Source organism: Microbacterium sp. NPDC089696 (assembly GCF_044749125.1).
Lineage (GTDB): Bacteria > Actinomycetota > Actinomycetes > Actinomycetales > Microbacteriaceae > Microbacterium.
In genome coordinates this window covers 68875-92194 of record NZ_JBIVHF010000002.1, presented here as the reverse complement: position 1 = coordinate 92194, position 23320 = coordinate 68875, and the positions used below count along the sequence as shown (strand labels likewise).

Genomic DNA, 23320 nt, shown 5'->3' with positions numbered 1-23320 from the left:
GGGACCTCCGCGAGATCAGGCGCGCAGCGCGGTCTGTCGTGAGGCGACGGCGTCGCGCACGGCGGGGAACAGCGGATGCTCGGGGTCGAGTCCCGTGGCGCGGGCGGTGAACGTCTCGGCGTCCTCCGTGCGCAGGAGCTTCTGCAGCTCGACGGCCTGCTCGTCCTCCGGCTCCTCGAACTCGAGGGCGGCGGTCACGGCGCCGATCAGCGCGACCGTCGGCAGGCCGCGCTCGGCCGCCATGGCCGCGGGGCCGATGAAGCGCTCGTGCCGCGAGATCTTGCGCAGCGGCTGGCGACCGACCCGCTGCACGGTGTCGACGAGCGCCGGGTTGCGGAAGCGCTCCAGGATCGTCGCGCGGTACTCCGCGAGATCGGCCGGGTCGAGACCGTGCTCGGCGACCAGAACGGCGGAGGTCTCCTCGAGGGCAGCCGACACCCGGGTCGCGATGTCCGGATCGGCGAGGGCGTCGGAGATCCGCTCGATGCCCGCACGCGCCCCGAAGTACGCGGTGGCCGCGTGCCCCGTGTTGACCGTGAAGAGCTTGCGCTCGATGTACGGCGCCAGGTCGTCGACGAAGTGCGCGCCCGGGATGCTCGGCAGGTCGCCGCCGAACGCACCGGACTCGATCGCCCACTCGAAGTAGGGTTCGACCGTGACGTCGACGCCGCCGTCGGCAGGCTGCCCCGGGACGATCCGGTCGACCGCGGTGTTCGCGAACACGGCGCGGGAGAGCAGCTCCTCGGCATCCGCGCCCGCGGCCTTCTCGACCTCGGCGCGGAGCGTGTCGGTCGCGCCGATCGCGTTCTCGCACGCCATGACCTGGAGCGGTGCGGCGTCGGGGGAGCGGCGGGCGAGGCCGGCCACGATGGTCGGGGCGACGAAGCGCAGCACGGTCGGACCGACCGCGGTCGTGACGACATCCGCCGTCGCGACCTCCTCGGCGACGCCCTCGGGGTCGTTCTTGCTGTTCACGGCGCGGAAGCCCGTGACGACGTGGTCGGCGCCTCCGGGACCCGCCTCGTGCACGGTGTAGGAGTCGACCGCGTTGATCGCGTCGACCAGGGCGTCCGCGACATCGGAGAAGACGACCTCGTAGCCGCCTTCGTGCAGCAGCAGGCCGACGAAGCCGCGGCCGATGTTGCCCGCGCCGAAGTGCACGGCCTTCCGGGTGCCCGCCGCGGTCATCAGGAGTTCACGGCCGAGAGCAGGGCGAACAGCTCGTCGGGGGTCTGGGCGGCGTTGAGCTTCGCGACCTCGTCCTCGTCGGAGAAGAGGATCGCGATCTGCGACAGGATCTCCAGGTGCTCGTCGCCGCGACCGGCGATGCCGACCACGAACGTGACTGGCTCCCCGGCCCAGTCGACGCCGCCGTCGTAGCGGACGACCGACAGCGCCGAGGCGAGGATCGCGTCCTTCGTCTCGTTCGTGCCGTGCGGGATCGCCAGGCCGTTGCCCATGTAGGTCGACACGGTCTCCTCACGCTGACGCATGGCGTCGACGTAGGCGGGGGTGACGGCTTCGGCCGACACCAGGATGTCGGTGGCCTCCTGCAGAGCGGCCTCCTGCGTGCTGGAGCCGGAGTGGATGCGGACCTGGCCGAGGGTGAGGACGTCCATGGTGATTCCCTTTCTGCGGATGTGCGGAGGATGAGGGGGCGGGGCGGATGCCGTGGCACCCGCCCCGCCCGGTCTGTCACTCGCCGGATTCGCGCTGCTCGCGCACCATCTCGACGACTTCTTCATACTGCGGTGCGTTCATGAAGTTGTCCACGGACACGTGCACCGAGTTCGGGGACTTCGAGCGAGCGCGATCCGTGAGCTGCTGCTGCGTGATCACGAGGTCGGCCGTGCCGTCGAGGTTCGCGATCGCCTGGTTGGTGACCGTGACGCCCTCGATGCCCGCCTTCTTGAACTTGTTGCGCAGGACGCTCGCGCCCATCGCCGACGAACCCATACCGGCGTCGCACGCGAACACGACGTTCTGGATGGGGGCCGTGGCGACCGCGGTGGCCGTGGCCGAGGCGGCGCCCTCCGCACCGGACGCCGAAGAGGCGCGCAGCGCGTCCATGGCGGCGGAGGACTTGCCCTTGTTCGCCTCGGTCTGCGCGATCGCCGCGCCGAAGGTGTCGCCCTCGGCCGCGAGGTCGCGCTTGCGCGAGGAGCGCAGGATCACGGCCGTGATGAGGAACGTGACCGCGGCGGCGATGACCACCGAGAGGTACACGACGAGCAGGTTGCCCACACCGGAGCCGACCGCCGCCGCCGTGACCGCGATGATGCTGCCCGGAGCCGCCGGGAAGCCGAGACCGCCGCCGAGGACCATGTTCGTCGTGACACCGGCCGCGCCGCCCGCGATGAGGGCGAGGATGGTGGTCGGCTTGCTGAGCGCGTACGGGAAGTAGATCTCGTGGATGCCGCCGAAGAACTGGATCACGGCCGCGCCGGGAGCCGAGGCCTTCGCCGCGCCGACGCCGAAGAACGTGAACGCGAGCAGGAGTCCGATACCGGGGCCGGGGTTGGCCTCGATGAGGAACAGGATCGACTTGCCGGTGTCCGTCGCCTGCTCGATGCCGAGCGGGGTGAACACGCCGTGGTTGATGGCGTTGTTGAGGAACAGCACCTTCGCGGGCTCGACGATGATCGAGACCAGGGGCAGCAGGTTCAGCGAGACGAGCCAGTCGACCGCCGCACCGAGCACGGCGCTGACGCCGAGCATGACCGGGCCGAAGGCGAAGAAGCCGACGATCGCGAGGATCATGCCGAGGATGCCGGCGGAGAAGTTGTTCACGAGCATCTCGAAGCCGGGGCGGATCCTGCCGTCCCACAGCTTGTCCATCTGCTTGGTGATCCACGCGGCGATCGGCCCCATGATCATGGCGCCGAGGAACATCGGGATGTTCGTGCCCACGATGACGCCCATGGTCGCGATGGTCGCGACGACGCCGCCGCGCTCGCCGTAGACCATGCGGCCCGCGGTGTTGGCGATCAGCAGCGGGAGGAGGTAGGTGACCATCGGGCCGACGAGGCCGACGTAGGCGAGGAAGTTGCCGCCGTCGCCCTCCGCGATCGCCGTCATGGCGCCGTTCCAGCCGATCGCGGCGGAGTCGCCGCCCCCGCCGATGATCTCGGCGACCGGTGCCCAGTGCCAGCCGAAGGGGCTGTCCGCGCCGAAGAAGCCGGCGGGGATGAAGAGCATGGTGATGAAGCCCCACGCGATGAACGCCGCGATGTTGGGCATGATCATTCCGGACAGGAACGTGCCGAAGCGCTGCACGCCTGTTCGGAGGCCGCCCGATTTCGTGGCGGCCGGTGACGTCGTCGTCATGATGTCGTCTCTTTCTGGTGAGGGAGGGTCGCTGTGGCGTCGACCACGGCGGTGCGGGCGCCGGCGGCGTCATCGGCCGCCAGTGCCAGTTCGGCGAGGCTGCGGGCTTCGTCGAGGGTGTATGCGGACAGGGTCTGGCGCACGTCCGCCAGAGCGGACGGAGCCATGGAGAGGCTCGTCGCGCCGAGGCCGACGAGCACGACGGCGAGCAACGGGTCTGCTGCCGCCTCGCCGCAGATGCCGACGGGCTTGCCCAGGCGAGCGCCCGCGGCGCCCACCTCCCGGACCAGGCGCAGCACGGCGGGGTGCCACGGGTCCTGGAAGCCGGCGACCGATCCGAGGAGTCGGTCGGCTGCCATCGTGTACTGCGTGAGGTCGTTGGTGCCGATCGAGGCGAAGTCCGCGTGGGCGAGCACGCGATCGGCGAGCAGGGCGCTGGACGGGACCTCGACCATGACGCCGGCGGTCTTGAGCCCGTACTCGCGGGCGAGGGCCGTGAAGTACGCGGTCTCCTCGACGGTCGCGACCATGGGCGCCATGACCCACAGTTCGGCCTCGGTCTCGGCATCCGCTTCGGCGAGGGCCGTGAGCTGCTCGCGGAGGATGTCCTCGCTCGCGCGGAGGGCACGGAGACCCCGGAGCCCCAGGGCGGGGTTCTCCTCGTGCGCGTCGTTGAGGAACGCGAGCGGCTTGTCGGCGCCGGCGTCGAGCATGCGCACGACGACCTTCTTGCCCGGGAAGGCGGCGAGGAGCTCCCGGTACGCCTCGCGCTGCTGCGCCACGGTGGGCGCCTGTGCGGACGAGAGGAACAGGAACTCGGTGCGGAAGAGCCCGACGCCCTCGGCCCCACGTGCGACGGCATCGGACGCGTCTGCGGGCTTTCCCAGGTTCGCCAGCAGCGGGATCAGCGTGCCGTCGGCGAGGGCGCCGGGAGTCAGGGGAGCGGCATCCGCCGAGCGGCGGGCCGCGGCGCGCTGCTCGGCGCGCTCCTTCTCGTCGTCGGTCGGATCGATCGTGACGATGCCGGCTGCCGCGTCGACGATGACGCTCTCGCCGGTGGTCAGCGCGGATGCCGCGGCGGCGCCGACGATCGCGACGATGCCCTTCTCCCGGGCGAGGATCGCGGTGTGCGAGGTGGGTCCGCCGTCGAACGTGATGAGGGCGAGGACCTGGTCGAGGTTCAGCAGAGCCGTGTCGGCGGGCGCGAGGTCGCGGGCGACGAGGACGAACGGGTGACCGGGGTCGGGAACGCCCGGTGCCTCGACGCCGCGGAGCCGGGCGAGCACCCGCTGGGCGATGTCGTCGAGGTCGGCTGCGCGCTCGCCGAGGTAGCCGCCCACCGCCTCGAGAGTCGCGCGGAAGCCGGCGAACGCGTCGTGCACCGCCCACTCGGCCGTGGCGCCGTCGTCGATGCGCGTGTCGACCTCGTCCTGCAGCGTCGGGTCCTCCGCGATCATCGCCTGTGCCTCGAGCACCTCCTGAGCGGATCCACCGGCCTTCTCGCCGCGCGCGGTGAGCTCTTCGGCGACGGCGGTGATCGCCTCGCGGACACGTGCACGCTCGGCGTCGGCGCCCTGGGTGCTCGGGGAGTTGTCGGGAGCGGGGAGCGCCTCCGTCATCCGGACGACGGGCCCCTGGGCGACGCCGAGGCCGATCCCCACTCCGCGCAGTTCGCTCATGCGCTGTCCTGGTCGTGGTCGGTGGTGAGCAGTTCGGTGAGCGTGTCGAGCACGGCCTCGGCGTTGTCGCCGTCGGCCGTGAGCGTCACGTAGTCGCCGTGCTCGATCGCGAGGGCGATGACACCGAGGATGCTGGCGGCGTTGACGGCCTTGCCGGAGTCCTTCGCGATCGTGACGGGGATGCCGGAGTCCTTCGCCGCCTGCGCGAAGAGCTTGGCCGGACGGGCGTGGAGCCCGTGGGAGGAGCCGATCCGAACGGTGCGGGAAACGGTCATGATGTTCCTTTCGGGGTGTTCCTGACGTCGATGATCGAGCGCGCGAACGCGAGCGTGCGTGTGCCGTCCCTGTCGGCGAAGACGTCGTCGGGCAGCACGGCGACCGGGGCGATGACCGATGCGGTGAGCGCCTCCAGACGCGGGGCCATGTGCGGCCCGAGGAGGACGAGGTCGTGGTCGCTGCCGATGAGGGAGGTCTCGGTGCCCGCCGCCGCATCCCAGTCGAGGCCGGCGTCGGCCGCCGCGCGCCGGAGCCGCTGTGCGACGAACGTGCTCGACGCGCCCGCGCCGCACACCACGAGGATCCTCATCGATCGATGCCACCTTTCCTGAGAACATTCTGGGAACAGCGTGGTGGGGCGCGCCAACATGTTCCTTTCCGCCCCCGCGGAACCCCCGTTCCGGAGCAGGCGTTTCGTGCACCTGGCAGGATGGGAGTCACGTCACGACAGTGCGGTCAGCACGGGAGAAGGGGAGGACGATGTCTCGGCAGCGCCAGGACCAGCTCCTCTCGACCCTGCTGCGCCAGGGCACGTGGGCCACGGCCGCGAGCCTCGCCGATCAGCTCGGGGTCACTCCGCGCAGCATCCGCTCGTACGTCGCCGCGCTGAACGCCCGCACCCCCGACGGAGACGCGATCGAGTCCGGGCCCGCCGGCTACCGCGCCGGCCCGCAGGCCCGCTCGGCGCTCCGCGCGCGGCAGGGGGGCGAGTCCGCGCCGCGCGATCGTCTGCACGCCGTGGTCCGCGCTCTGCTCGACGACCCCCAGGGGATCGACGTGTTCGCCATGGCCGAGCGGCTGCACGTGAGCGAGGCCACGCTCGAGGCCGATCTCGCCCGCGTCCGCCAACTGCTCGACGACAGCGGTCTCGCGATCGACCGCGACCGCGAGGTGGTCCGGCTGCGGGGCAACGAGGCCGCGCAGCGCCGGCTGCTGTCCCGACTCGCGCACGACGAGATGGACGCCGCGTCCTTCCACCCCGAGACGTTCCGGCGCGCCCTCGCCGGCAGCGCGGTCGCCGCGGATGCGGTCGGCCCGTTCAAGTCCGCGCTCGTGCGCGAGCTCGGTGCGCTCGGCTACTACGTGAACGAGCTGGCGATCTCGGACGTGCTGCTGCACGTCGCGATCGCCGCCGACCGGGTCGCGGCCGGTCACGCCCTCGAGTCGACCGCGGCCGGAGCGCGTCCGGAGATCCCCGCCGTGGGGTCCGTGATCGCCCGGCTCGCCCAGGAGCACTTCCAGGTGGCTCTCGGTCCCGGCGACAGCGGCCACCTGGCGTCTCTCGTCCTCACCCGCATCGTCGCGCCGGGACAGGATGCGACGCGCGAGGTCGCCCGCAGCGGCGTCGAGCCCGCGGTCGAAGCCGCCGTCCGTGAGGAGATCTCCCGCGCGGCCGACGACTTCCAGGTCGATCTGCTCGACGAGACCTTCGTGCTCCGCCTCGCATTGCACGTGCAGAACCTGCTGCGCCGGGCGGAGGAGAGCGCCCTCACCCGCAACCCGCTCACGCGCTCGCTCAAGACCTCGTACCCCATGATCTTCGAGGTCGCGGTGTCGATCGCGAGCGGGCTGCACGACCGGCTCGGCACGCCCATCCACGACGACGAGATCGCCTACATCGCGATGCACGTGGGCGGCCGCCTCGAACGCAGCCGCAAGGCCGAGTCCATCCTCACCGCCACGATCGTCTGCCCGGGATACTACGAGCTGCACGAGTTGCTGCGCTCGAGCGTCGACCGGTCGCTGGGGTCCGCGATCGAGGTCACGAGCGTCATCACGAACGTCGACCCCGACTGGTCGTCGTTCGACACCGACCTCGTGCTGAGCACGATCGAGCCCGGAGCGGTCGGCGACCGCTTCGTGCGCATCCAGCCGTTCCTCACGGACGCCGACGTGGACCGCATCCAGCAGGCCGCCGCGCGCGTGCGGCGCGTGCGCCGCCTCGCGCGACTCCGGGCCGAGCTCGCCCGCTACTTCGTGGCCGAGGCGTTCGTGTACCCGCTCCCCGACGCCGGGGAGGAGACCATCATCCGGCGCCTGGGCGGTCTTCTCGTCGATGCCGGGCTCATCGGCGAGGACTACATCGACAACACGATCGCCCGCGAACGGATGTCGTCGACCGCCTTCACGGATGCGCTCGCCGTGCCGCACGCGCTGCAGATGACGGCCGCCCGCACCGCGATCGCGATCGGCGTGGCCGAGGGCTCGGCGGCGTGGGGAGAGGGGCGCGTGCAGGTCGTCGCCCTCGCCGCGTTCAGCGAGAGCGACCGCGCCGCGTTCCAGACGGTGTTCGAGCAGCTCGTCGAGGTGTTCAGCGAGCGCGACAGCGTGCAGCGCATCGTGCGCCGCGGCACCACGTTCGAGGCGTTCCTCGACGAGCTCGTCGCCGTGATCGACGGCTGAGACCGCTCGCCGGCTCAGCCGCGGGGGTCGAGCACCCCCGCGAGCGTGTCGAGTACCGCGTCGGCCCCCGCCGACTCGGGCGTCTCGAGCACCACGGCGTCGCCCTCCGCGAGGGCGAGGTCCATGATCGCCAGCACGCTGCTGAGATCGACCACCGCCCCCGCCGAGGTCCGCAGGGTCACGCCGTGCGTGTGCGCCTGCACGAGGCGCACGAGCTCCGCGACGGGGCGCGCATGCACGCCGTTGTGCGCGGTGATCACGACGTGTCTGCGGGGCATGACGGGGCCTAGGAGCGCTCGTCCAGGAGGGCGCGGACCGCGGTCTCGAGCTCGCCGACCGCCAGCGCCGCGTGCTCCGCGGAGTCGCCGGCGGCATCGATGTAGACCTTGAGCTTGGGCTCGGTCCCGCTCGGGCGCACGATGACCCGGGAGCCGTCGGTGAGGCGGTAGCGCAGCACGTCACCCGACGGCTGACCCGGCCCCGCCTGCAGCAGGTCCTCGGCCGAGGTGATCCCGCGCGTCCCGAACTGCGTCGGCGGCAGAGTGCGGAGCGACAGCATGACCGAGCCGATCATCGACAGGTCCTCGACGCGCACCGACACCTGGCCGCTCGCGAAGTGGCCGTACGTGTCTCCCAGCTCCGCGAGCAGATCGGCGAGGGAGGATCCACGTCCGTACGCCTCCGCCGCCAGGCCGAGGATCGCCACGACGGCCGAGATGCCGTCCTTGTCGCGCACCGTCTCCGGGTTCACGAGGTAGCCGAGGGCCTCCTCGAAGCCGAACACGATGCCCGGGGCGCGGGAGATCCACTTGAAACCGGTGAGGGTCTCGTGGAAGTCGAGACCGTGGTGCGCGGCGATCGCACCCAGACCGGGCGACGACACGAGCGAGCACGCGAGCGCGGCGCCGGGCGTGCCCTCGGCCGCTCGGGCGGCGCGGGCGCCGAGCAGCAGGCCCACCTCGTTCCCGGTGAGACGGCGCCAGCCCCCCTCCGCGGAGGCATCGGGGACGGCGACGGCGAGTCGATCCGCATCCGGGTCGTTCGCGAGGATGAAGTCCGCCTGCACGCGCTTCGCCCGGGCGAAGGACAGGTCCATCGCTCCCGGCTCCTCCGGGTTCGGGAAGGACACGGTGCGGAACGTCGCGTCGGGCTTCAGCTGCTCGCCGACGACCATCGGCTGCGGGTACCCGGCCGCCTTCACGATCGCCGACACGGTCTCCCAGCCGACGCCGTGCATGGCCGTGTAGACCCAGCGCAGGCCCGACGCGGCCTCCGGGGCGGGGGCCACCGCGGCGGTCGCGGAGACGTAGGCGTCGACGACGTCCTCGCCCGCGGTCTCGTACGAGGTCGATCGAGGGAGCGCCGACACGTCGCCGGCGTCCGCGACGCGCTGGATGTGCGCGGCGATCTCGGCATCGGTGGGAGCGACGATCTGCGAGCCCTGATCGGCGCCGCCCAGGTACACCTTGTACCCGTTGTCGTTCGGCGGGTTGTGCGAGGCCGTGACCATGACGCCGGCGTCGGCGCCGAGGTGGCGCACCGCGAAGGCGAGCACCGGCGTCGGCAGCAGACGCGGGAGGAGGACGGCCCGCAGGCCCGCCCCTGCGAAGAGCTCGGCCGAATCCAGGGCGAACACCCGGGAGTTGCGGCGTCCGTCGTAGCCGATCACGACGGTGGGCACGGTGCCGGGCGACTTCTCGCGCAGATACGCGGCGAAACCGGCGGCGGCCTGCGCCACGAGCACGCGGTTCATGCGGTTGCTGCCGGCGCCGAGCTCCCCGCGCAGACCCGCGGTGCCGAACGCCAGTCGGGACCCGAAGCGGTCGTCCAGGTCGGCGATCGCCGTCTCGTCACCGCCACCCGCACGGGTGATGACGCCCGCGAGCTCGTCGCGCGTCTCGTGATCGGGGTCCTGGCGCAGCCATGCGCGCGCCTGAGCCAGGCGCTCCTCGCTCACAGCGCCTCGACCACTCGGGCGAGCAGCGCCGAGATGACGGGCTCCGCCTCGCGGCCCGCCTCGATCACCTCCGCGTGGCTGAGCGGCGTCTTCTGGATCCCGGCGGCGAGGTTCGTGATGAGCGAGAACCCGAGGATCTCCATGCCGGCCTCGCGTGCGGCGATCGCCTCGAGCGCGGTCGACATGCCGACGATGTGACCTCCCATGTGCTTCGCCATCTGCACCTCGGCCGGCGTCTCGTAGTGCGGGCCGCGGAACTGCGTGTACACGCCCTCGTCGAGCGAGGGGTCGACCGTCCGGGCGATGTCGCGCAGGCGCGACGCGTAGAGGTCGGTGAGGTCGATGAACGTCGCGCCCTCGAGCGGCGAGTCGGCCGTGAGGTTGATGTGGTCGCTGATCAGCACGGGCTGACCGGGCGTCCAGGTCTCGCGCACGCCTCCGGCGCCGTTCGTGAGGACCATGATCCTCGCCCCCGTCGCGGCGGCGGTGCGGACCGAGTGCACGACGCGGCGGACGCCGTGGTTCTCGTAATAGTGCGTGCGCGCGCCGATCACGAGCACGTTCTTGCCGTCCGGGGTGCGGATGCTGCGCAGCGTGCCGACGTGACCCTCGAGGGCGGGCTTCGAGAAGCCGGTCACCTCGGTCGCGGGGATCGTCGCCGTGGTCTCGCCGAGGAGGTCGGCGGCCTTGCCCCAGCCGCTGCCGAGCGTGAGGGCGATGTCGTGCTTCTCGACGCCGGAGAGGCGGGCGATGTCCGCGGCGGCGGCGGCCGCGACCTCGAACGGGTTCGCGGTCGGGTCGTCGAGAGGGTTGCTGTGGTTTTCAGGCATGGATCCACTCTAGGAAGGTGGACGGCCGGGTGCCAGGATTGCGGAAGAATGGAGACCATGTCTTCCACCCCTTTTGAGCGCACCCAGCGCGTCGCCGTGCTCGGCGGCGGTCCCGGCGGCTACGAGGCGGCACTCGCTGCCGCCCAGCTCGGAGCCGAGGTGACCCTGGTCGAGCGCGTCGGCGTCGGCGGGTCCGCCGTGCTGACGGACGTCGTGCCCTCGAAGAGCCTCATCGCCACCGCTGATGCCGCCGTCGCGATCTCCGAGGCGTCCGACCTCGGAGTGCAGTTCTACGCCAAGGGCGAGCACGGCAAGCCGCTCAAGCCCGAGATCGCCATCAACCTCGCGGCCGTCAACAAGCGTCTGATCGCTCTCGCGGGGCAGCAGTCCGAGGACATGCGCGCCACGCTGCTCGAGGCCGGCGTGCGCATCCTCTCCGGTCACGGGCGGCTCGAGGGTCCGAACGCGATCATCGTGTCGACCGGGCAGGACGGCACGGACTTCGACCGCGTCGAGGCCGACACCATCGTCGTCGCGGTCGGCGCCTCGCCGCGTGAGCTCGATTCCGCGAAGCCCGACGGCAAGCGCATCCTCACCTGGACGCAGCTGTACGACATGAAGGCGCTCCCTGAGCACCTGATCGTCGTCGGATCGGGGGTCACGGGAGCGGAGTTCGCGTCCGCGTACATGAACCTCGGCGCCAAGGTCACGCTGGTCTCCAGCCGTGAGCAGGTGCTCCCCGGTGAGGATCAGGACGCCGCGAAGGTCCTGGAGAAGGTCTTCAAGCGCGGGGGCATGGAGTTGCTGTCGAAGGCCCGCGCCGAGAAGGTCGAGGTCGTCGACGGCGGAGTGCTCGTGACGCTCGCCGACGGGCGCACGGTCGAGGGCAGCCACTGTCTCATGGCGGTCGGCTCGATCCCGAACACCGCCGGCATCGGGCTGGAGGAGGCCGGCGTCGAGCTCACCGAGCAGGGCACCATCCGGGTGAACCGCGTCGCGCGCACCTCGGTGCCGAACGTGTACGCGGTCGGCGACTGCACGAACTTCTTCCCGCTCGCCTCGGTGGCGTCGATGCAGGGGCGCACCGCCGTGTTCCACGCGCTCGGCGACATCGTGATCCCGCTCGAGCTCATCAAGATCACCTCGAACATCTTCACGGCGCCGGAGATCGCGACCGTCGGCTACTCGCAGAAGGACGTCGAGGACGGCGTCGCCGACGGCCTGGTCTACAAGCTGCCGCTGGCCGCGAACCCGCGCGCCAAGATGATGGGCATCAAGGACGGCTTCGTCAAGCTCATCGCGCGCAAGGGTTCCGGCACCGTGATCGGCGGAGTCATCGTGGCTCCCAAGGCGTCGGAGCTCATCTACCCGATCGCGGTCGCGGTCGAGCGCCGCCTCACGGTCGACCAGGTGTCGCGCGTCTTCGCGGCGTACCCGTCGCTGTCGAGCAGCATCACCGACGCGAGCCGCGCGATGCACCTCGTCAACATCTCCTGAGGTCGGAGACACGAGAAGGGCGCCCCACCGTGGTGGGGCGCCCTTCTCGTGCGGGTGCGCGTCAGCTGATCGTGAGGAGCTGATGCCCCGCCGAGACCGTGGCACCGGCATCCGCGTTGATGTTGCCGACGACGCCGTCCTTGTGCGCCTGCAGCGGCTGCTCCATCTTCATCGCCTCGAGGACGACGACGAGGTCGCCCTTGACGACCTGCTGGCCCTCCTCGACAGCGATCTTGACGACGGTGGCCTGCATCGGCGACTTCACGGCGTCGCCCGAGGCGCCCGCGCTGACCGAGGTCGAGTGGCTGCGACGCGACGGCGGGACGGCGGCGGGACGTCCCGCGGTGCCGGCGGCGACGGCGACGCGATCCGGGAGGCTGACCTCGAGACGTTTGCCGCCGACCTCGACGACGACCGTGTGGCGCCCCGCCGCGGCGGTCGGAGACTCCAGCTCGCCGTCCCACGCGGGGATGTCGTTCTCGAACTCGGTCTCGATCCAGCGCGTGAAGACGCGGAACTCGCCGTCCTCCGCGGTGAAGGCGGGATCGTTCACGACCTTGCGGTGGAACGGGAGCACGGTGGGGAGCCCCGCGACCTCGAACTCCTCCAGCGCGCGGCGCGACCGCTCCAGCGCCTCCGCGCGGTCCTTGCCCGTGACGATGATCTTCGCGAGGAGCGAGTCGAAAGCCCCCGACACCGAGTCGCCGGCCGTGACGCCCGAGTCGAGACGGATGCCGGGACCGCCGAAGGTCTTGAAGACGTGGATCGGGCCCGGCTGCGGGAGGAATCCGCGTCCCGGGTCCTCGCCGTTGATGCGGAACTCGATCGAGTGGCCGGTGGGGGCGGGGTCGTCGTAGTCGATCGTGCCGCCCGCGGCGATGCGGAACTGCTCGCGGACGAGGTCGATCCCCGTGACCTCCTCGGACACGGGGTGCTCGACCTGGAGTCGCGTGTTCACCTCGAGGAACGAGACGGTGCCGTCGGCGCCGATCAGGAACTCGCACGTGCCCGCGCCGACGTAGCCGACCTCCTTGAGGATGGCCTTCGACGCGGAGTACAGCTGCGCGTTCTGCTCCTCGGTGAGGTACGGCGCCGGGGCCTCCTCCACGAGCTTCTGGTGGCGGCGCTGCAGGGAGCAGTCGCGCGTCGAGATGACGACGACGTTGCCCGCGGCATCGGCGAGGCACTGCGTCTCGACGTGACGCGGCTTGTCGAGGTACTTCTCGACGAAGCACTCTCCGCGGCCGAACGCCGCGACGGCCTCACGCGTGGCGGACTCGAACAGCTCGGCGACCTCGTCGAGCTCGCGTGCGACCTTGAGACCGCGTCCGCCGCCGCCGTAGGCGGCCTTGATGGCGATCGGGAGGCCGTGCTCCTTCGCGAACGCGACGACCTCGTCGGCGCCGGAGACCGGCCCGGGGGTGCCGGGTGCGAGCGGGGCGCCCACCTTCTCGGCGACGTGACGCGCGGTGACCTTGTCGCCGAGCGCCTCGATGGCCTCGGGGGAGGGGCCGATCCAGGTCATGCCCGCACCGATCACGGCACGGGCGAAGTCTGCGTTCTCCGCGAGGAAGCCGTAGCCCGGGTGCACGGCGTCGGCGCCGGCACGGCGGGCGATCGAGAGGATCTTCTCGATCTGCAGGTACGTCTCGGCGCTGGTCTCGCCCCCGAGGGCGTAGGCCTCGTCGGCGAGACGGGTGTGCAGCGCGTCGCGGTCCTGGTCGGCGTAGACGGCGACCGAGGCGATCCCGGAGTCACGAGCGGCACGGATGATGCGTACGGCGATCTCGCCGCGGTTGGCGATGAGCACCTTGGCGATATCAGGCATGATTGCCAGCCTAGCGAGAAGAACGCCGATCTCTTTGACGACTCCCCACAAGAAAGGTCGGGAAACGTCGACGGGACCCTACGACCAGAGGTCGGTCCACGAGACGCCGAGTTCGGCGGCCAGGCGACGGACGGTCGACAGCGACATGCCCACGACGGTCGAAGGATCGCCCTCCACGCGCGTGATGAACGCGCCCCCGAGGCTGTCGACCGTGAACGCCCCCGCCACGTGGAGCGGCTCGCCCGAGGCGACGTACGCGGCGATCTCGGCATCGGTGATGTCGTCCGCGAACGTCACGGCGGCCTCGGCGGTCGCCGTCGCCTCGACGGGCTCGACGCCGGGGGACACCCGGTACACGGAGTGGCCGGAATGCAGGATGCCGGTCGCGCCGCGCATCTCCTGCCAGCGCCGCGTCGCCTCCTCCGGCGTGTAGGGCTTGCCGTAGACGCGGCCTCCCAGCGCGAACATCGAGTCGCCGCCGATCACGAGTCCGTCGAAGGAGCGTTCCGCGGCCAGTCGCCGAGCCACATCGGCGGCCTTGGCCCGGGCGAGCAGCAGCACGAGGTCGGCGGGCGGGAGCTCGGCGCCGCGCTGTGCGGCCGCCGCCGCGGCGACGGCATCCTCGTCGACGTCCGGGGACACCGTGAGCGGTTCGATCCCCACCTGGCGCAACAGCATGAGACGGGCGGGCGAGGTGGAGGCGAGGCAGACGCGCATGTGCACCACCGTATCCTCGAAGGATGACTTCCTCCCCTGACCTGCTCGATCTGGACATCACCGGCATCGCGCACGGCGGAACCTTCATCGCCCGCCATGAAGGTCGGGTCGTGTTCGTGTCCGACGCGATCCCGGGCGAACGGGTGCGCGCGCGGCTGGACGCCGAGTCCACGGGCGACTCCAAGAGCTTCTGGCGCGCCGAGACCGTCGAGGTCCTGGACGCGTCGCCGCACCGCCGCCCGCACATCTGGGCGGAAGCCGACGTCGCGAACGCCCCGGAGTCGCGCCCGGGCGGGGCCGACCTCGGCCACATCGAGCTCGCGCACCAGCGCGTCCTGAAGCGTCAGGTGCTGACGGAGGCTCTCGACCGGTTCGCGGGCGGCGGGCTCGAGGCCCCCGAGATCGAAGCGGTCGACTCGACCGACGGCACCGGCTGGCGCAGCCGCATCACCCTGCACGTCGACGACGACGGTGCGGTCGGGCCGTATGCGGCACGCAGCCACCGCGTCATCCGCGTGGGCGCCCACCCCCTTGCGCGTCCCGCCGTCGCGGAGGCGGCTCTCGCGCTCGCCGGCGGACGCCCGGGCAGCGTCGACCTCGTCGAACCCGGTGACGGTCGGGTGCGAGTCCTCCGCCGCGAGCGGATCGAGGGACGTCCGGAGCGTGGCCGGGGGCGTCGGCCTCAGCCCGAGGTCGTGTACGAGACGGTCGGGGACCGGCGCTTCCAGGTGGATGCGGGGGGCTTCTGGCAGGTGCATCCGCGGGCCGCGTCCGTGCTCGACGCCGCAGTGTACGGCGTGCTCGACGGGCACGTGGACGAGGTTGCCACGCACTACGACCTGTACGGCGGGGTCGGACTGTTCTCGGCGACGCTCGGCGACCTGGGCGGCACCGACGTCGTCACGGTCGAGTCGAGTCGAAGGGCGACCGCGCACGCCGCGGAGAACCTCGCCGCGCTCGACGTCACGGCTGTCACGGCCCGGGTGGACCGCTATCTCGCGGGTCTCCCGTCGGGCGCGACGGCCGGGGCCGTGGTGCTCGATCCGCCGCGCGCCGGGGCGGGACGAGCCGTGGTGGAGTCCCTGCACGCGCTCGCGCCCGACGCGATCGCCTATGTGGCGTGCGACCCGGTGGCGCTCGCCCGAGACCTCGGCACCTTCCGCGACCTCGGATGGCAGGTCGGGACGATGCGCGGATTCGATCTGTTCCCGCACTCGCACCACTTCGAGGTGGTCGCGCTGCTCACGCGCTGAGCGCCGCTCTCACCACTGATCCCGACTCAGTAGGCTGGACGGATGAGCAGGGTCGCACTGATCGACGATCACGAGTCCGTCCGTCTCGGACTGGAGGCGGCGTGCGCTCGTGACGGCGCACAGACCGTCGTCTTCTCGGGCAGCACGGTCGTCTCGTATCTGGACTGGCGCGCGTCGACCTCCGCCGCTCCCGCCGACGTCGTCGTGCTCGACCTCACGCTCGGCGACGGGACCACCGTCACCGAGAACGTCTCGTCGCTCGTCGCCGACGGGGCGAGCGTCGTGATCCACAGCGTCGCCGACCGGCCGGCGGCCGTGCGCGAGGCCCTCGTGGCCGGAGCGGCCGGCGTCGTGAGCAAGTCCTCTGCGCTCGACGACGTGCTCGACGCGATCCGCACCGTCGCCCAGGGCGACCCGCTCAACAACGTCGAGTGGGCCAGCGCGGTGGACGGTGACCGGGAGTTCGCCGACGCCCAGCTCTCCACCCGCGAACGCGAGGTCCTCCGGCTGTACGCGACGGGGCTTCCGCTCAAGGCCGTGGCCGAGCGGCTGGGGGTCGCCTACTCGACCGCCAAGGAGAACATCACGCGCATCCGCGTCAAGTACGTCGATGTCGGGCGTCCCGCGCCGACCAAGGTCGACCTGCTGCGCCGGGCGATGGAGGACGGCATCGTCGCCGCCGACGGGGCGCCGAGTGCCCACTGATCCGCTCAGCATCCGCGAGGCCTGGGGCAAGATCCCGTCTCCGGGCAGCGTGGAGACCGAGTTCGAGCGCTTCACCGGCAAGCGCATGGAGCGCATCCTCGCGACGGTGGTCGCCGTGGGCTCCGCCGTGCTGGGCACCCAGGCGCTGATCGCCGCGCTCGCGACGACCGCCTGGAGCGACGGCCCTCGGGTCGCGACGCTCCTGGCCGTGTACATCCCGCTCGCTCTCATGCTGGTCGCCTGCGTGATCGGGCGCGCGGTGCGCACGACCTCCGGGATCTTCGCCATCGCGTACGTGGTCGCGCTGGGAGCGTGGCCGAGCCTCGTGGGTCCCGCCGGATCCGCCGCGGATCAGCCCTGGATCTTCTTCCTCGTGAACGTCGGCGTGGTCGCCGCGATGCTGGCCTTCCCGCTCTGGCTCCAGTTCGCCTGGGCCGTGGGCCTCCCGTTCGTGTACGGGTACGTGCGACTCGTCGAGGGGTCCTTCTCGCGCGACTTCTGGGTCACGACGGCGTTCGACGTCTCCTTCACGCTGATCCTCGGAATCGTCATCATCTCGCTCGGGTGGATGTTCCGCTCCGTGGCGGCGGGCGTCGACGAGGCCAGAGCGCGTGCGGTCGCCTCCTACGCGGATGCCGCCGCCGCGGCCGCCGCGGAGGAGGAGCGCGTCGCGATGTCGGCGTTGATGCACGACAGCGTGCTCGCCGCGCTGATCGCGGTGGAGCGCGCCGAGGGGGAGCGCGCCCGAGAGCTCGCCGTGGGCATGGCACGCGAGGCGCTCACCCGTCTGGCGAACACCGAGGCCGCGGTCGCGCAGGAGGGGAGCGACGAGCCCATCGGGATGGCGCAGATCGTCGTCGAGCTGCGGCGGGCGCTGTCCGAGCTCGGCGCCGACGCGATCGTCGAGGAGCGCGGCGGTCTCGGGCTGATCCCGGGTCGGGCGGCCAGGGCGCTGGTCCTCGCGGCGCGTCAGGCGCTCGGGAACGCGGTCACGCATGCGCACGGTCGAGGACTTCACATCGTCGCGGAGGGGCGGGGCGACGACGGCATCCATGTGACGATCTCGGACACCGGGCCGGGCTTCGACGTGGCCTTGATCGGCGCGGACCGTCTGGGCATCCGCGCGTCGATCCTCGCCCGCATGGCCGGGGTCGCCGGCACCGCCTCGATCGACTCGAGCGAACTCGGCACCGTGGTCGCACTGGGATGGGAGAAGCCGTGAACCGGACGGTGCGCAGTGTCGCGACCTCGCTGGCCGTGGGGTTCGCGATGTACTTCGCGGCCCGCGGCGTCTGGTGGATCGAGCAGCCGACCGGGCCGCTCCTCATGGTCGCGGCGATCGCGCTGTACCTGGTCGTCGTGAACGCGGCGATCCTCTGGAACTCCGCCGTCACGGTGCGGATGCCGCTGTGGACGGCGCTGGTCGCCCTCGCGTCGACGGTGCTCATCCCCGTCCTGGTCACGCTGTCCCTCGACCCCGCGACGCTCACGGCGCCGTTCGCGACCTGGTACATCGGGGCTCTCGGACTGCTCGGCATCGTCTGCGTGGTGCGCCGCCGCTTCGTGATCGGGTGGCTCACCGTCGTCGCGCTGATCGCCGCATCGTCTCTCGCGCTCGGATTCGTCAGTGCCCTGTCGCTCGGTCTCGTCGGGTCGGTCATGTGGGTCGCGGTCGCGCACCTGCTCGTGATGTTCTGGGACAGGGCGGTGCGCGACACCGAACGTCTCGCCGGCATCCAGCAGGCCGTCTCGGCGTGGCACGCGACGCAGCAGGTCCGGCAGAAGGAGCGTCGTCTGCGCACGCAGTTCGCGCTGGCGGTGGCCGGTCCCGTCCTCGGACGCGCCGTCGCGACGCATGGTGTGCTGGACGACGCGGAGAGGCTGGACGCCCGCCTCGCCGAGGGGCGGCTGCGCGACGAGCTGCGCGGTGCCGACCTCCTCAACGACGCGGTCCGGGACGCGATCGAGGACGCGCGTCGGCGAGGCGCCGTCGTCACGGTGTTCGACGAGGGCGGGCTGGACGACGTCGATGAGGAGCGCCGGGCGGGGATCCGGGACGAGCTCGCCGCGGTGCTGCGCGACGGGGCGGCCCAGCGCTGGATCATCCGCGCCGCGCGCGACCCGCACACCGCGGTGACGGTCGTGGGGCGAGCAGCCGCCGGAGCGTCGAGCGACGACGATGCGGTGGACGTCTGGCACGAGATCCCGCGGACGCCGCGGCCCTGATCACCCCTCTCGACTCCGGCCGGGGGAGGTGGCCGGAGGCGAGCGGTGAAGAGAATGGGCGAGGGGCGGCGAAGCCGCCTGCCCCTCGCCATGCGGAACAGTTACCCGAAAACCGTCCCGCCGAAGACCGGTCTGCGTCTGTCTACCCTGGGACAGAGAGACCAGCCGAACGCGAAGCGTCCCCTTTAGTCTGATGGTTCTTCAAGTCGTTGTCTGTAGGTATTTTGGGGGACACGAAACGCGCCCGTTTGCGAGAAGATGGGGCATGGTCATGCGGCGCGGAACCAACCTGCCTCGGATGGGGGACTTCAACCAGTCCGTCATCCTGGAGGCGATACGTCGCTCGGGTGAAGGCCTCAGCCGGATCGAGCTCGTCGACGCGACGGGGCTGTCCGCGCAGACCGTCACGAACATCACGCGCCGGCTGCTCGACGAGAAGGTCATCGCCGAGGCCGGGCGCACGATCAACGGGCCGGGGAAGCCCCGCGTGACCCTTCGTCTCGTGGCCGAGAGCCGCTACTCGGTCGGAGTGCACCTCGACCCCGCGGTCATCACGGTGGTGCTGCTCGACATGGCGGGGACCGTCGTCCACCGGCACGTGGTGCGCACGTCCGAACGGGATGCGCACGAGATCGTCGCGACGATGGCCCGCACGATCGACGCGCTGATCCGCGACGCGGGGATCGACCGGTCCGCTGTCGCCGGAGTGGGTGTCGCCGCGCCGGGGCCGATCGACGCCGACCGGGGGACCGTCATCGACCCGCCCAAGCTCGACGGTTGGCATCGGGTTCCGCTGCGGGCCGTCCTCGCCGAGGCGACGGGGCTCGACGTGACCCTCGAGAAGGACACGACCGCCGCCGCGGTGGGCGAGCAGTGGACGGGACGCTGGGACGCGGACCGGTCCTTCCTCTTCATGTATCTGGGCACCGGCATCGGCGCCTCGCTGGTCCGCGACAGTGAAGCGGTGCGGGGGAGCTCGCACAACTGGGGCGAGATCGGCCACATCATCGTCGATCCGGACGGTTCCGAGTGCGTGTGCGGCAGCCGGGGGTGCGTCGAGGTGGTGTGCACGCCGCAGGCCATCGTCGAGCGCGCGGCGAGAGACGGTGTCGTCCTCGACGGGGACGACGTCGAGGAGCGGTTCACGCGGCTCTGCGCCCGTGCGGGGGAGGGCGACGCGGCGGCGGCCGAGGTGCTCCGCACCGCGGCCGGCCATCTCGCGGTGCTGATCTCCTCGCTCACGAACGCCATGGACGTCGATCGCGTGGTCATGGGAGGGCCGTTCTGGACGCGCGTGTCCGACGTCTACCTCCGGGAGCTCCCGGTGCTGCTGGAGCGGCGCAACGCCACACACGCCCTGAGATCGCTGCCGGTCGACGGCACGGTGGTCGGCGACGACGTGGCCGCAGTGGGGGCGGCGTGCGTCGTGCTGGACGAGATCCTCAGTCCGCGTCCGTCCGACCTCTACCTCGAAGACTGAACGTTCACGCAACCCGTATACCGGAATATCGGTTTTAACCCTCAGGCATATCTCCACTCGATGTACTATCGAAAGCGGATGCGATGACTGGGGTACCGAGGGGGAAGCCGTCTCGCGTTTACGACGGAGGCTGTCTGCGCGGTCCGTGAGCTGGGGGGCTCGCGGACCCGCAGATTCGGCCGTCCTCACCCGGAGAAGCGACCCCAGGGGATGTCACGCCGCAGCGGACGCCGCATCGCGCGCTGCGTGCGGGTCCACGCCGAGACGCGCGGCTCCTCCGCGACCGCGTCGGCCGACTCCTGCGCGTAGGCATCGCTGACCACGGCGATCAGCGCCGCGAGCTCTTCCTCCGTCGCGGAGCCGCGCGTGATCTCGATGGTCGGCGGTTGCGCGCCGGCCATCGAGCCCTCGTCGTCCGCCGCGGTCACAGCGGGATGTTCCCGTGCTTCTTGGGCGGCAGCTCCGCGCGCTTGCCGCGCAGGGCGCGCAGTGCCTTCGCGATCGACACGCGCGTGTTCGCCGGCTCGATGATGCCGTCGATCTCGCCGCGTTCCGCCGCGAGGAACGGCGACGTGACGCTGTAGGTGTACTCGTTCGCGAGGCGTGTGCGGACGGCGGCGACGTCCTCGCCGGCCTCCTCGGCCTTCTTGATCTCGTTGCGGTACAGGATGTTCACCGCGCCCTGGCCGCCCATGACCGCGATCTCGGCCGTCGGCCACGCGAGGTTGACGTCGGCGCCGAGCTGCTTTGAGCCCATCACGATGTACGCGCCGCCGTAGGCCTTGCGCAGGATCACGGTGACCATCGGCACGGTGGCCTCGGCGTAGGCGTAGATGAGCTTCGCGCCTCGGCGGATCACACCCGTCCACTCCTGGTCGGTGCCCGGAAGATAGCCCGGCACGTCGACGAGCGTGACGATCGGGATAGAGAACGCGTCGCAGAAGCGCACGAAGCGGCTGGCCTTCTCGCCGGCCTCGATGTTCAGCGTGCCCGCCATCTGCGAGGGCTGGTTCGCGATGATGCCGACCGAGCGCCCCTCGACGCGGCCGAACCCGATCACGATGTTCGGCGCGAACAGCGGCTGCACCTCGATGAAGTCGCCCGCATCGACCACGTGCTCGATCACGGTGTGGATGTCGTAGGGCTGGTTGGGGGAGTCCGGGATGATCGCGTTGAGCGAGCGGTCGGCGTCCGTGGTCTCCCATTCGAAGCCGCTCTCGTAGCCGGGGATCTCCGCCATGTTGTTGTCGGGGAGGAAGCTGAGGAGCGTGCGCGCGTAGTCGAGCGCGTCGTCCTCGTCCTGCGCCAGGTAGTGCGCGACGCCCGAACGGGTGTTGTGCGTGAGCGCACCGCCGAGCTCCTCCATGCCGACGTCCTCGCCCGTGACCGTCTTGATCACGTCGGGTCCGGTCACGAACATCTGGCTGGTCTTGTCGACCATGATCACGAAGTCGGTGAGGGCCGGACCGTACACGGCGCCACCGGCGGCCGGACCCATGATGATCGAGATCTGCGGGATGACGCCCGAGGAGCGCGTGTTGAGGCGGAAGATCTCGCCGTACTTGCTGAGGGCGAGGACACCCTCCTGGATGCGGGCGCCGCCCGAATCCAGGATGCCGATGATCGGCATCCCGTTCGTCAGCGCGAACTCCATGATCTTGATGATCTTGTCGCCCGAGACCTCGCCGAGCGAGCCGCCGAAGGTCGTGAAGTCCTGCGAGTAGACGGCCACCGTTCGTCCGTTGATGGTGCCGACGCCGGTGACGACCGAATCGCCGTACGGACGGTTGCGGTCCATGCCGAAGGCGGTGGTGCGGTGGCGCACGTACTCGTCGAACTCGACGAAGCTCCCCGGGTCGACGAGCAGCTCGATGCGCTCGCGGGCGGTCATCTTGCCCTTGGCGTGCTGCTTCTCCTGCGCGACCTTCTCGGCGTCGACAACGGCTTCGTTGTAGCGAGCGCGGAGGTCTGCGATCCTGCCTGCGGTGGTCGAGAGTTCGGGCTGTTCCGTCACGGATTCCACCCTATCGTCGCCACGGCCCGCCCCGTTGGATGCTCGCCACAACGGCTCGCCGGATCCTTTGGCGCCTGTCGCGTACGCCGCGGGGCGTCGGTCACTCCCGTGCGTCGCCCGAGGGCGAGGACCAGCCGCCCTCGGGCAGGTCGTGTTCGCCGGAGGCCGTGATGCCGGGAGCATCCTGCGCGCGCCGTCCGCGACCGACCGCGGCGACCTTGCGGCCGGCCCAGCCCACACCGCGGGCGGCGACCCCCGCCGCGCCCGCCACAGCCCCCGCGACGTACTGCGCGCCGTGCAGTACCCGGAGCTCGACCTTCTCTGCGCCGTCCACGGGTTCGAGCTCGATCGGAAGGCCCACGGGGGCGGCCCCGAACGCGTGATGAGAGGTGGTGAGCACGCGTCGACCGAGGATGTGGTTGCCGGCGCCGCCGACCGCCGCACCCACGCCGAAGGGCAGCGCCTTGCCGAGGAAGGACGCCCCGCCCTTCGCGGCGAACTGCTTCACGAACATGCTCTTGAGGCGGTCGACCAGAGGGCCGACGGCCGCGCGGGGGAGGGACTTCGTCACGAGCTCGCCCCAATACGACGAGCGCGTCCCGCCACGACCGCTGGCCTGTCCCGCGAGCTGCCCGACCAGGGCGACGCCCTCCTTGCCGAGCATCAGCGTCATGACCAGCGCCCGTGCGCGATCGGGGTTCGACACCGCGATGCCGTGCACCTCGGCCACCGACTGCGCGAACAGCGCGGTCGACTCGATGAACCCCAGGGTCTCCACGCCGGAGAGCGCGAGCGTGACCCCCGTGCCGATGCCGGGGACCACGGCGGTCGCGCCGACCGCGGCGCCTCCTGTGGTCACGGCTGCGAGGTAGCGTCGCTCCAGGATGCGGATGATCTCCGACGGGGTGGCGTGCGGATTGCGCAGGCGGATGCTCCGGATGTGCGCGAGGACGAGCGGGCGCTGGATCGCGAGCACCCGGTCGAGCCCCCGCACCATCAGGGGATGCTCGGTCGAGCCGACCGGGGGCACACCCCTGTCCCAGGGCGCGTCGTCGGGGAGCGAGTGGATCTTGTGCACCTTCGGAGCCATGGTCCCGATCCTAGGAACGGATGCCGCGAGAACGCCGA

At 71.2% G+C, this 23320-nt stretch carries 21 protein-coding genes; 7 read left to right on the top strand and 14 right to left on the bottom strand.

All coding sequences use genetic code 11. The features are described from left to right. Positions 1–15: 15 nt before the first annotated feature. From ACIPY8_RS10770 to ACIPY8_RS10745, 6 genes are all read right to left on the bottom strand, one after another. Positions 16–1188, bottom strand: a complete 1173-nt coding sequence (locus ACIPY8_RS10770) for a mannitol-1-phosphate 5-dehydrogenase (protein WP_400817889.1) — start codon at positions 1186–1188, stop codon at positions 16–18. Then, positions 1188–1619 carry a PTS sugar transporter subunit IIA gene (locus ACIPY8_RS10765; protein ID WP_400817887.1) on the bottom strand — a complete coding sequence of 144 codons (432 nt, stop codon included), beginning with the start codon at positions 1617–1619 and terminating at the stop codon, positions 1188–1190. Before ACIPY8_RS10765 ends, ACIPY8_RS10770 begins: the two co-directional genes overlap by 1 nt. Positions 1620–1695: 76 nt before the next feature. Continuing rightward, positions 1696–3327, bottom strand: coding sequence for a PTS mannitol transporter subunit IICB (locus ACIPY8_RS10760; protein ID WP_400817885.1), 1632 nt, complete (start codon positions 3325–3327; stop codon positions 1696–1698). Continuing rightward, complete coding sequence (gene ptsP / locus ACIPY8_RS10755) at positions 3324–5006, bottom strand: phosphoenolpyruvate--protein phosphotransferase (protein WP_400817883.1); 1683 nt, start codon at positions 5004–5006, stop codon at positions 3324–3326. Before ptsP ends, ACIPY8_RS10760 begins: the two co-directional genes overlap by 4 nt. Continuing rightward, a complete protein-coding gene (locus ACIPY8_RS10750) occupies positions 5003–5281 on the bottom strand; it encodes an HPr family phosphocarrier protein (protein WP_400817881.1) in 279 nt (92 codons plus the stop codon). Before ACIPY8_RS10750 ends, ptsP begins: the two co-directional genes overlap by 4 nt. After that, positions 5278–5592, bottom strand: coding sequence for a PTS sugar transporter subunit IIB (locus tag ACIPY8_RS10745; protein ID WP_400817879.1), 315 nt, complete (start codon positions 5590–5592; stop codon positions 5278–5280). Before ACIPY8_RS10745 ends, ACIPY8_RS10750 begins: the two co-directional genes overlap by 4 nt. Positions 5593–5762: 170 nt before the next feature. Here ACIPY8_RS10745 and ACIPY8_RS10740 point away from each other — a divergent pair, with 170 nt between their 5' ends. After that, positions 5763–7685, top strand: a complete 1923-nt coding sequence (locus ACIPY8_RS10740) for a BglG family transcription antiterminator (protein WP_400817877.1) — start codon at positions 5763–5765, stop codon at positions 7683–7685. 14 nt (positions 7686–7699) lie between these two features. Here ACIPY8_RS10740 and ACIPY8_RS10735 read toward each other — a convergent pair whose 3' ends face one another. The 3 genes from ACIPY8_RS10735 to ACIPY8_RS10725 are packed head-to-tail and all read right to left on the bottom strand — an operon-like array spanning position 7700 to position 10472. Beyond that, entirely contained in the window at positions 7700–7963 is a 264-nt protein-coding gene (locus ACIPY8_RS10735; protein WP_400817875.1) for an HPr family phosphocarrier protein, read from the bottom strand. Positions 7964–7971: 8 nt separating this feature from the next. Beyond that, a complete protein-coding gene (locus ACIPY8_RS10730) occupies positions 7972–9642 on the bottom strand; it encodes a phospho-sugar mutase (RefSeq protein WP_400817873.1) in 1671 nt (556 codons plus the stop codon). Continuing rightward, entirely contained in the window at positions 9639–10472 is an 834-nt protein-coding gene (locus tag ACIPY8_RS10725) for a purine-nucleoside phosphorylase (RefSeq protein ID WP_400817871.1), read from the bottom strand. The genes ACIPY8_RS10730 and ACIPY8_RS10725 overlap by 4 nt, the downstream gene beginning before the upstream one ends. Positions 10473–10520: 48 nt before the next feature. On the opposite strand from ACIPY8_RS10725, the gene ACIPY8_RS10720 reads away from it, so the two are divergent. After that, positions 10521–11969 (top strand): NAD(P)H-quinone dehydrogenase, encoded by a 1449-nt coding sequence (locus ACIPY8_RS10720; RefSeq protein ID WP_400817870.1) that lies wholly within the window; start codon positions 10521–10523, stop codon positions 11967–11969. Between the two features lie 61 nt (positions 11970–12030). Here ACIPY8_RS10720 and ACIPY8_RS10715 read toward each other — a convergent pair whose 3' ends face one another. Beyond that, positions 12031–13797 carry an acetyl/propionyl/methylcrotonyl-CoA carboxylase subunit alpha gene (locus ACIPY8_RS10715; RefSeq protein WP_400817868.1) on the bottom strand — a complete coding sequence of 589 codons (1767 nt, stop codon included), beginning with the start codon at positions 13795–13797 and terminating at the stop codon, positions 12031–12033. 78 nt (positions 13798–13875) lie between these two features. Next, positions 13876–14514, bottom strand: coding sequence for a Maf family protein (locus ACIPY8_RS10710; protein ID WP_400820320.1), 639 nt, complete (start codon positions 14512–14514; stop codon positions 13876–13878). A 23-nt stretch (positions 14515–14537) separates the two neighbouring features. On the opposite strand from ACIPY8_RS10710, the gene ACIPY8_RS10705 reads away from it, so the two are divergent. The 5 genes from ACIPY8_RS10705 (at position 14538) to ACIPY8_RS10685 (ending at position 20178) form a co-directional block, all read left to right on the top strand. Further along, the gene (locus ACIPY8_RS10705; protein ID WP_400817866.1) at positions 14538–15767 is read left to right on the top strand and encodes a class I SAM-dependent RNA methyltransferase; all 1230 of its coding nucleotides are present in this window, start codon (positions 14538–14540) and stop codon (positions 15765–15767) included. A 42-nt stretch (positions 15768–15809) separates the two neighbouring features. Then, entirely contained in the window at positions 15810–16472 is a 663-nt protein-coding gene (locus tag ACIPY8_RS10700; protein ID WP_400817864.1) for a response regulator, read from the top strand. Then, a complete protein-coding gene (locus ACIPY8_RS10695) occupies positions 16462–17694 on the top strand; it encodes an ATP-binding protein (RefSeq protein WP_400817862.1) in 1233 nt (410 codons plus the stop codon). Before ACIPY8_RS10700 ends, ACIPY8_RS10695 begins: the two co-directional genes overlap by 11 nt. Continuing rightward, positions 17691–18698, top strand: coding sequence for a hypothetical protein (locus ACIPY8_RS10690; RefSeq protein WP_400817860.1), 1008 nt, complete (start codon positions 17691–17693; stop codon positions 18696–18698). The genes ACIPY8_RS10695 and ACIPY8_RS10690 overlap by 4 nt, the downstream gene beginning before the upstream one ends. A gap of 265 nt (positions 18699–18963) precedes the next feature. Beyond that, a complete protein-coding gene (locus ACIPY8_RS10685) occupies positions 18964–20178 on the top strand; it encodes an ROK family transcriptional regulator (RefSeq protein ID WP_400817858.1) in 1215 nt (404 codons plus the stop codon). Between the two features lie 185 nt (positions 20179–20363). On the opposite strand, the gene ACIPY8_RS10680 is transcribed toward ACIPY8_RS10685, so the two are convergent. The 3 genes from ACIPY8_RS10680 to ACIPY8_RS10670 form a co-directional block, all read right to left on the bottom strand. Continuing rightward, positions 20364–20606: an acyl-CoA carboxylase subunit epsilon gene (locus tag ACIPY8_RS10680; protein ID WP_400817857.1), complete on the bottom strand. Its 243-nt coding sequence runs from the start codon at positions 20604–20606 to the stop codon at positions 20364–20366. Further along, complete coding sequence (locus ACIPY8_RS10675) at positions 20603–22192, bottom strand: acyl-CoA carboxylase subunit beta (RefSeq protein WP_400817856.1); 1590 nt, start codon at positions 22190–22192, stop codon at positions 20603–20605. The genes ACIPY8_RS10680 and ACIPY8_RS10675 overlap by 4 nt, the downstream gene beginning before the upstream one ends. A 100-nt stretch (positions 22193–22292) precedes the next feature. Next, positions 22293–23282 carry a hypothetical protein gene (locus tag ACIPY8_RS10670; protein WP_400817854.1) on the bottom strand — a complete coding sequence of 330 codons (990 nt, stop codon included), beginning with the start codon at positions 23280–23282 and terminating at the stop codon, positions 22293–22295. Positions 23283–23320: the final 38 nt, after the last annotated feature.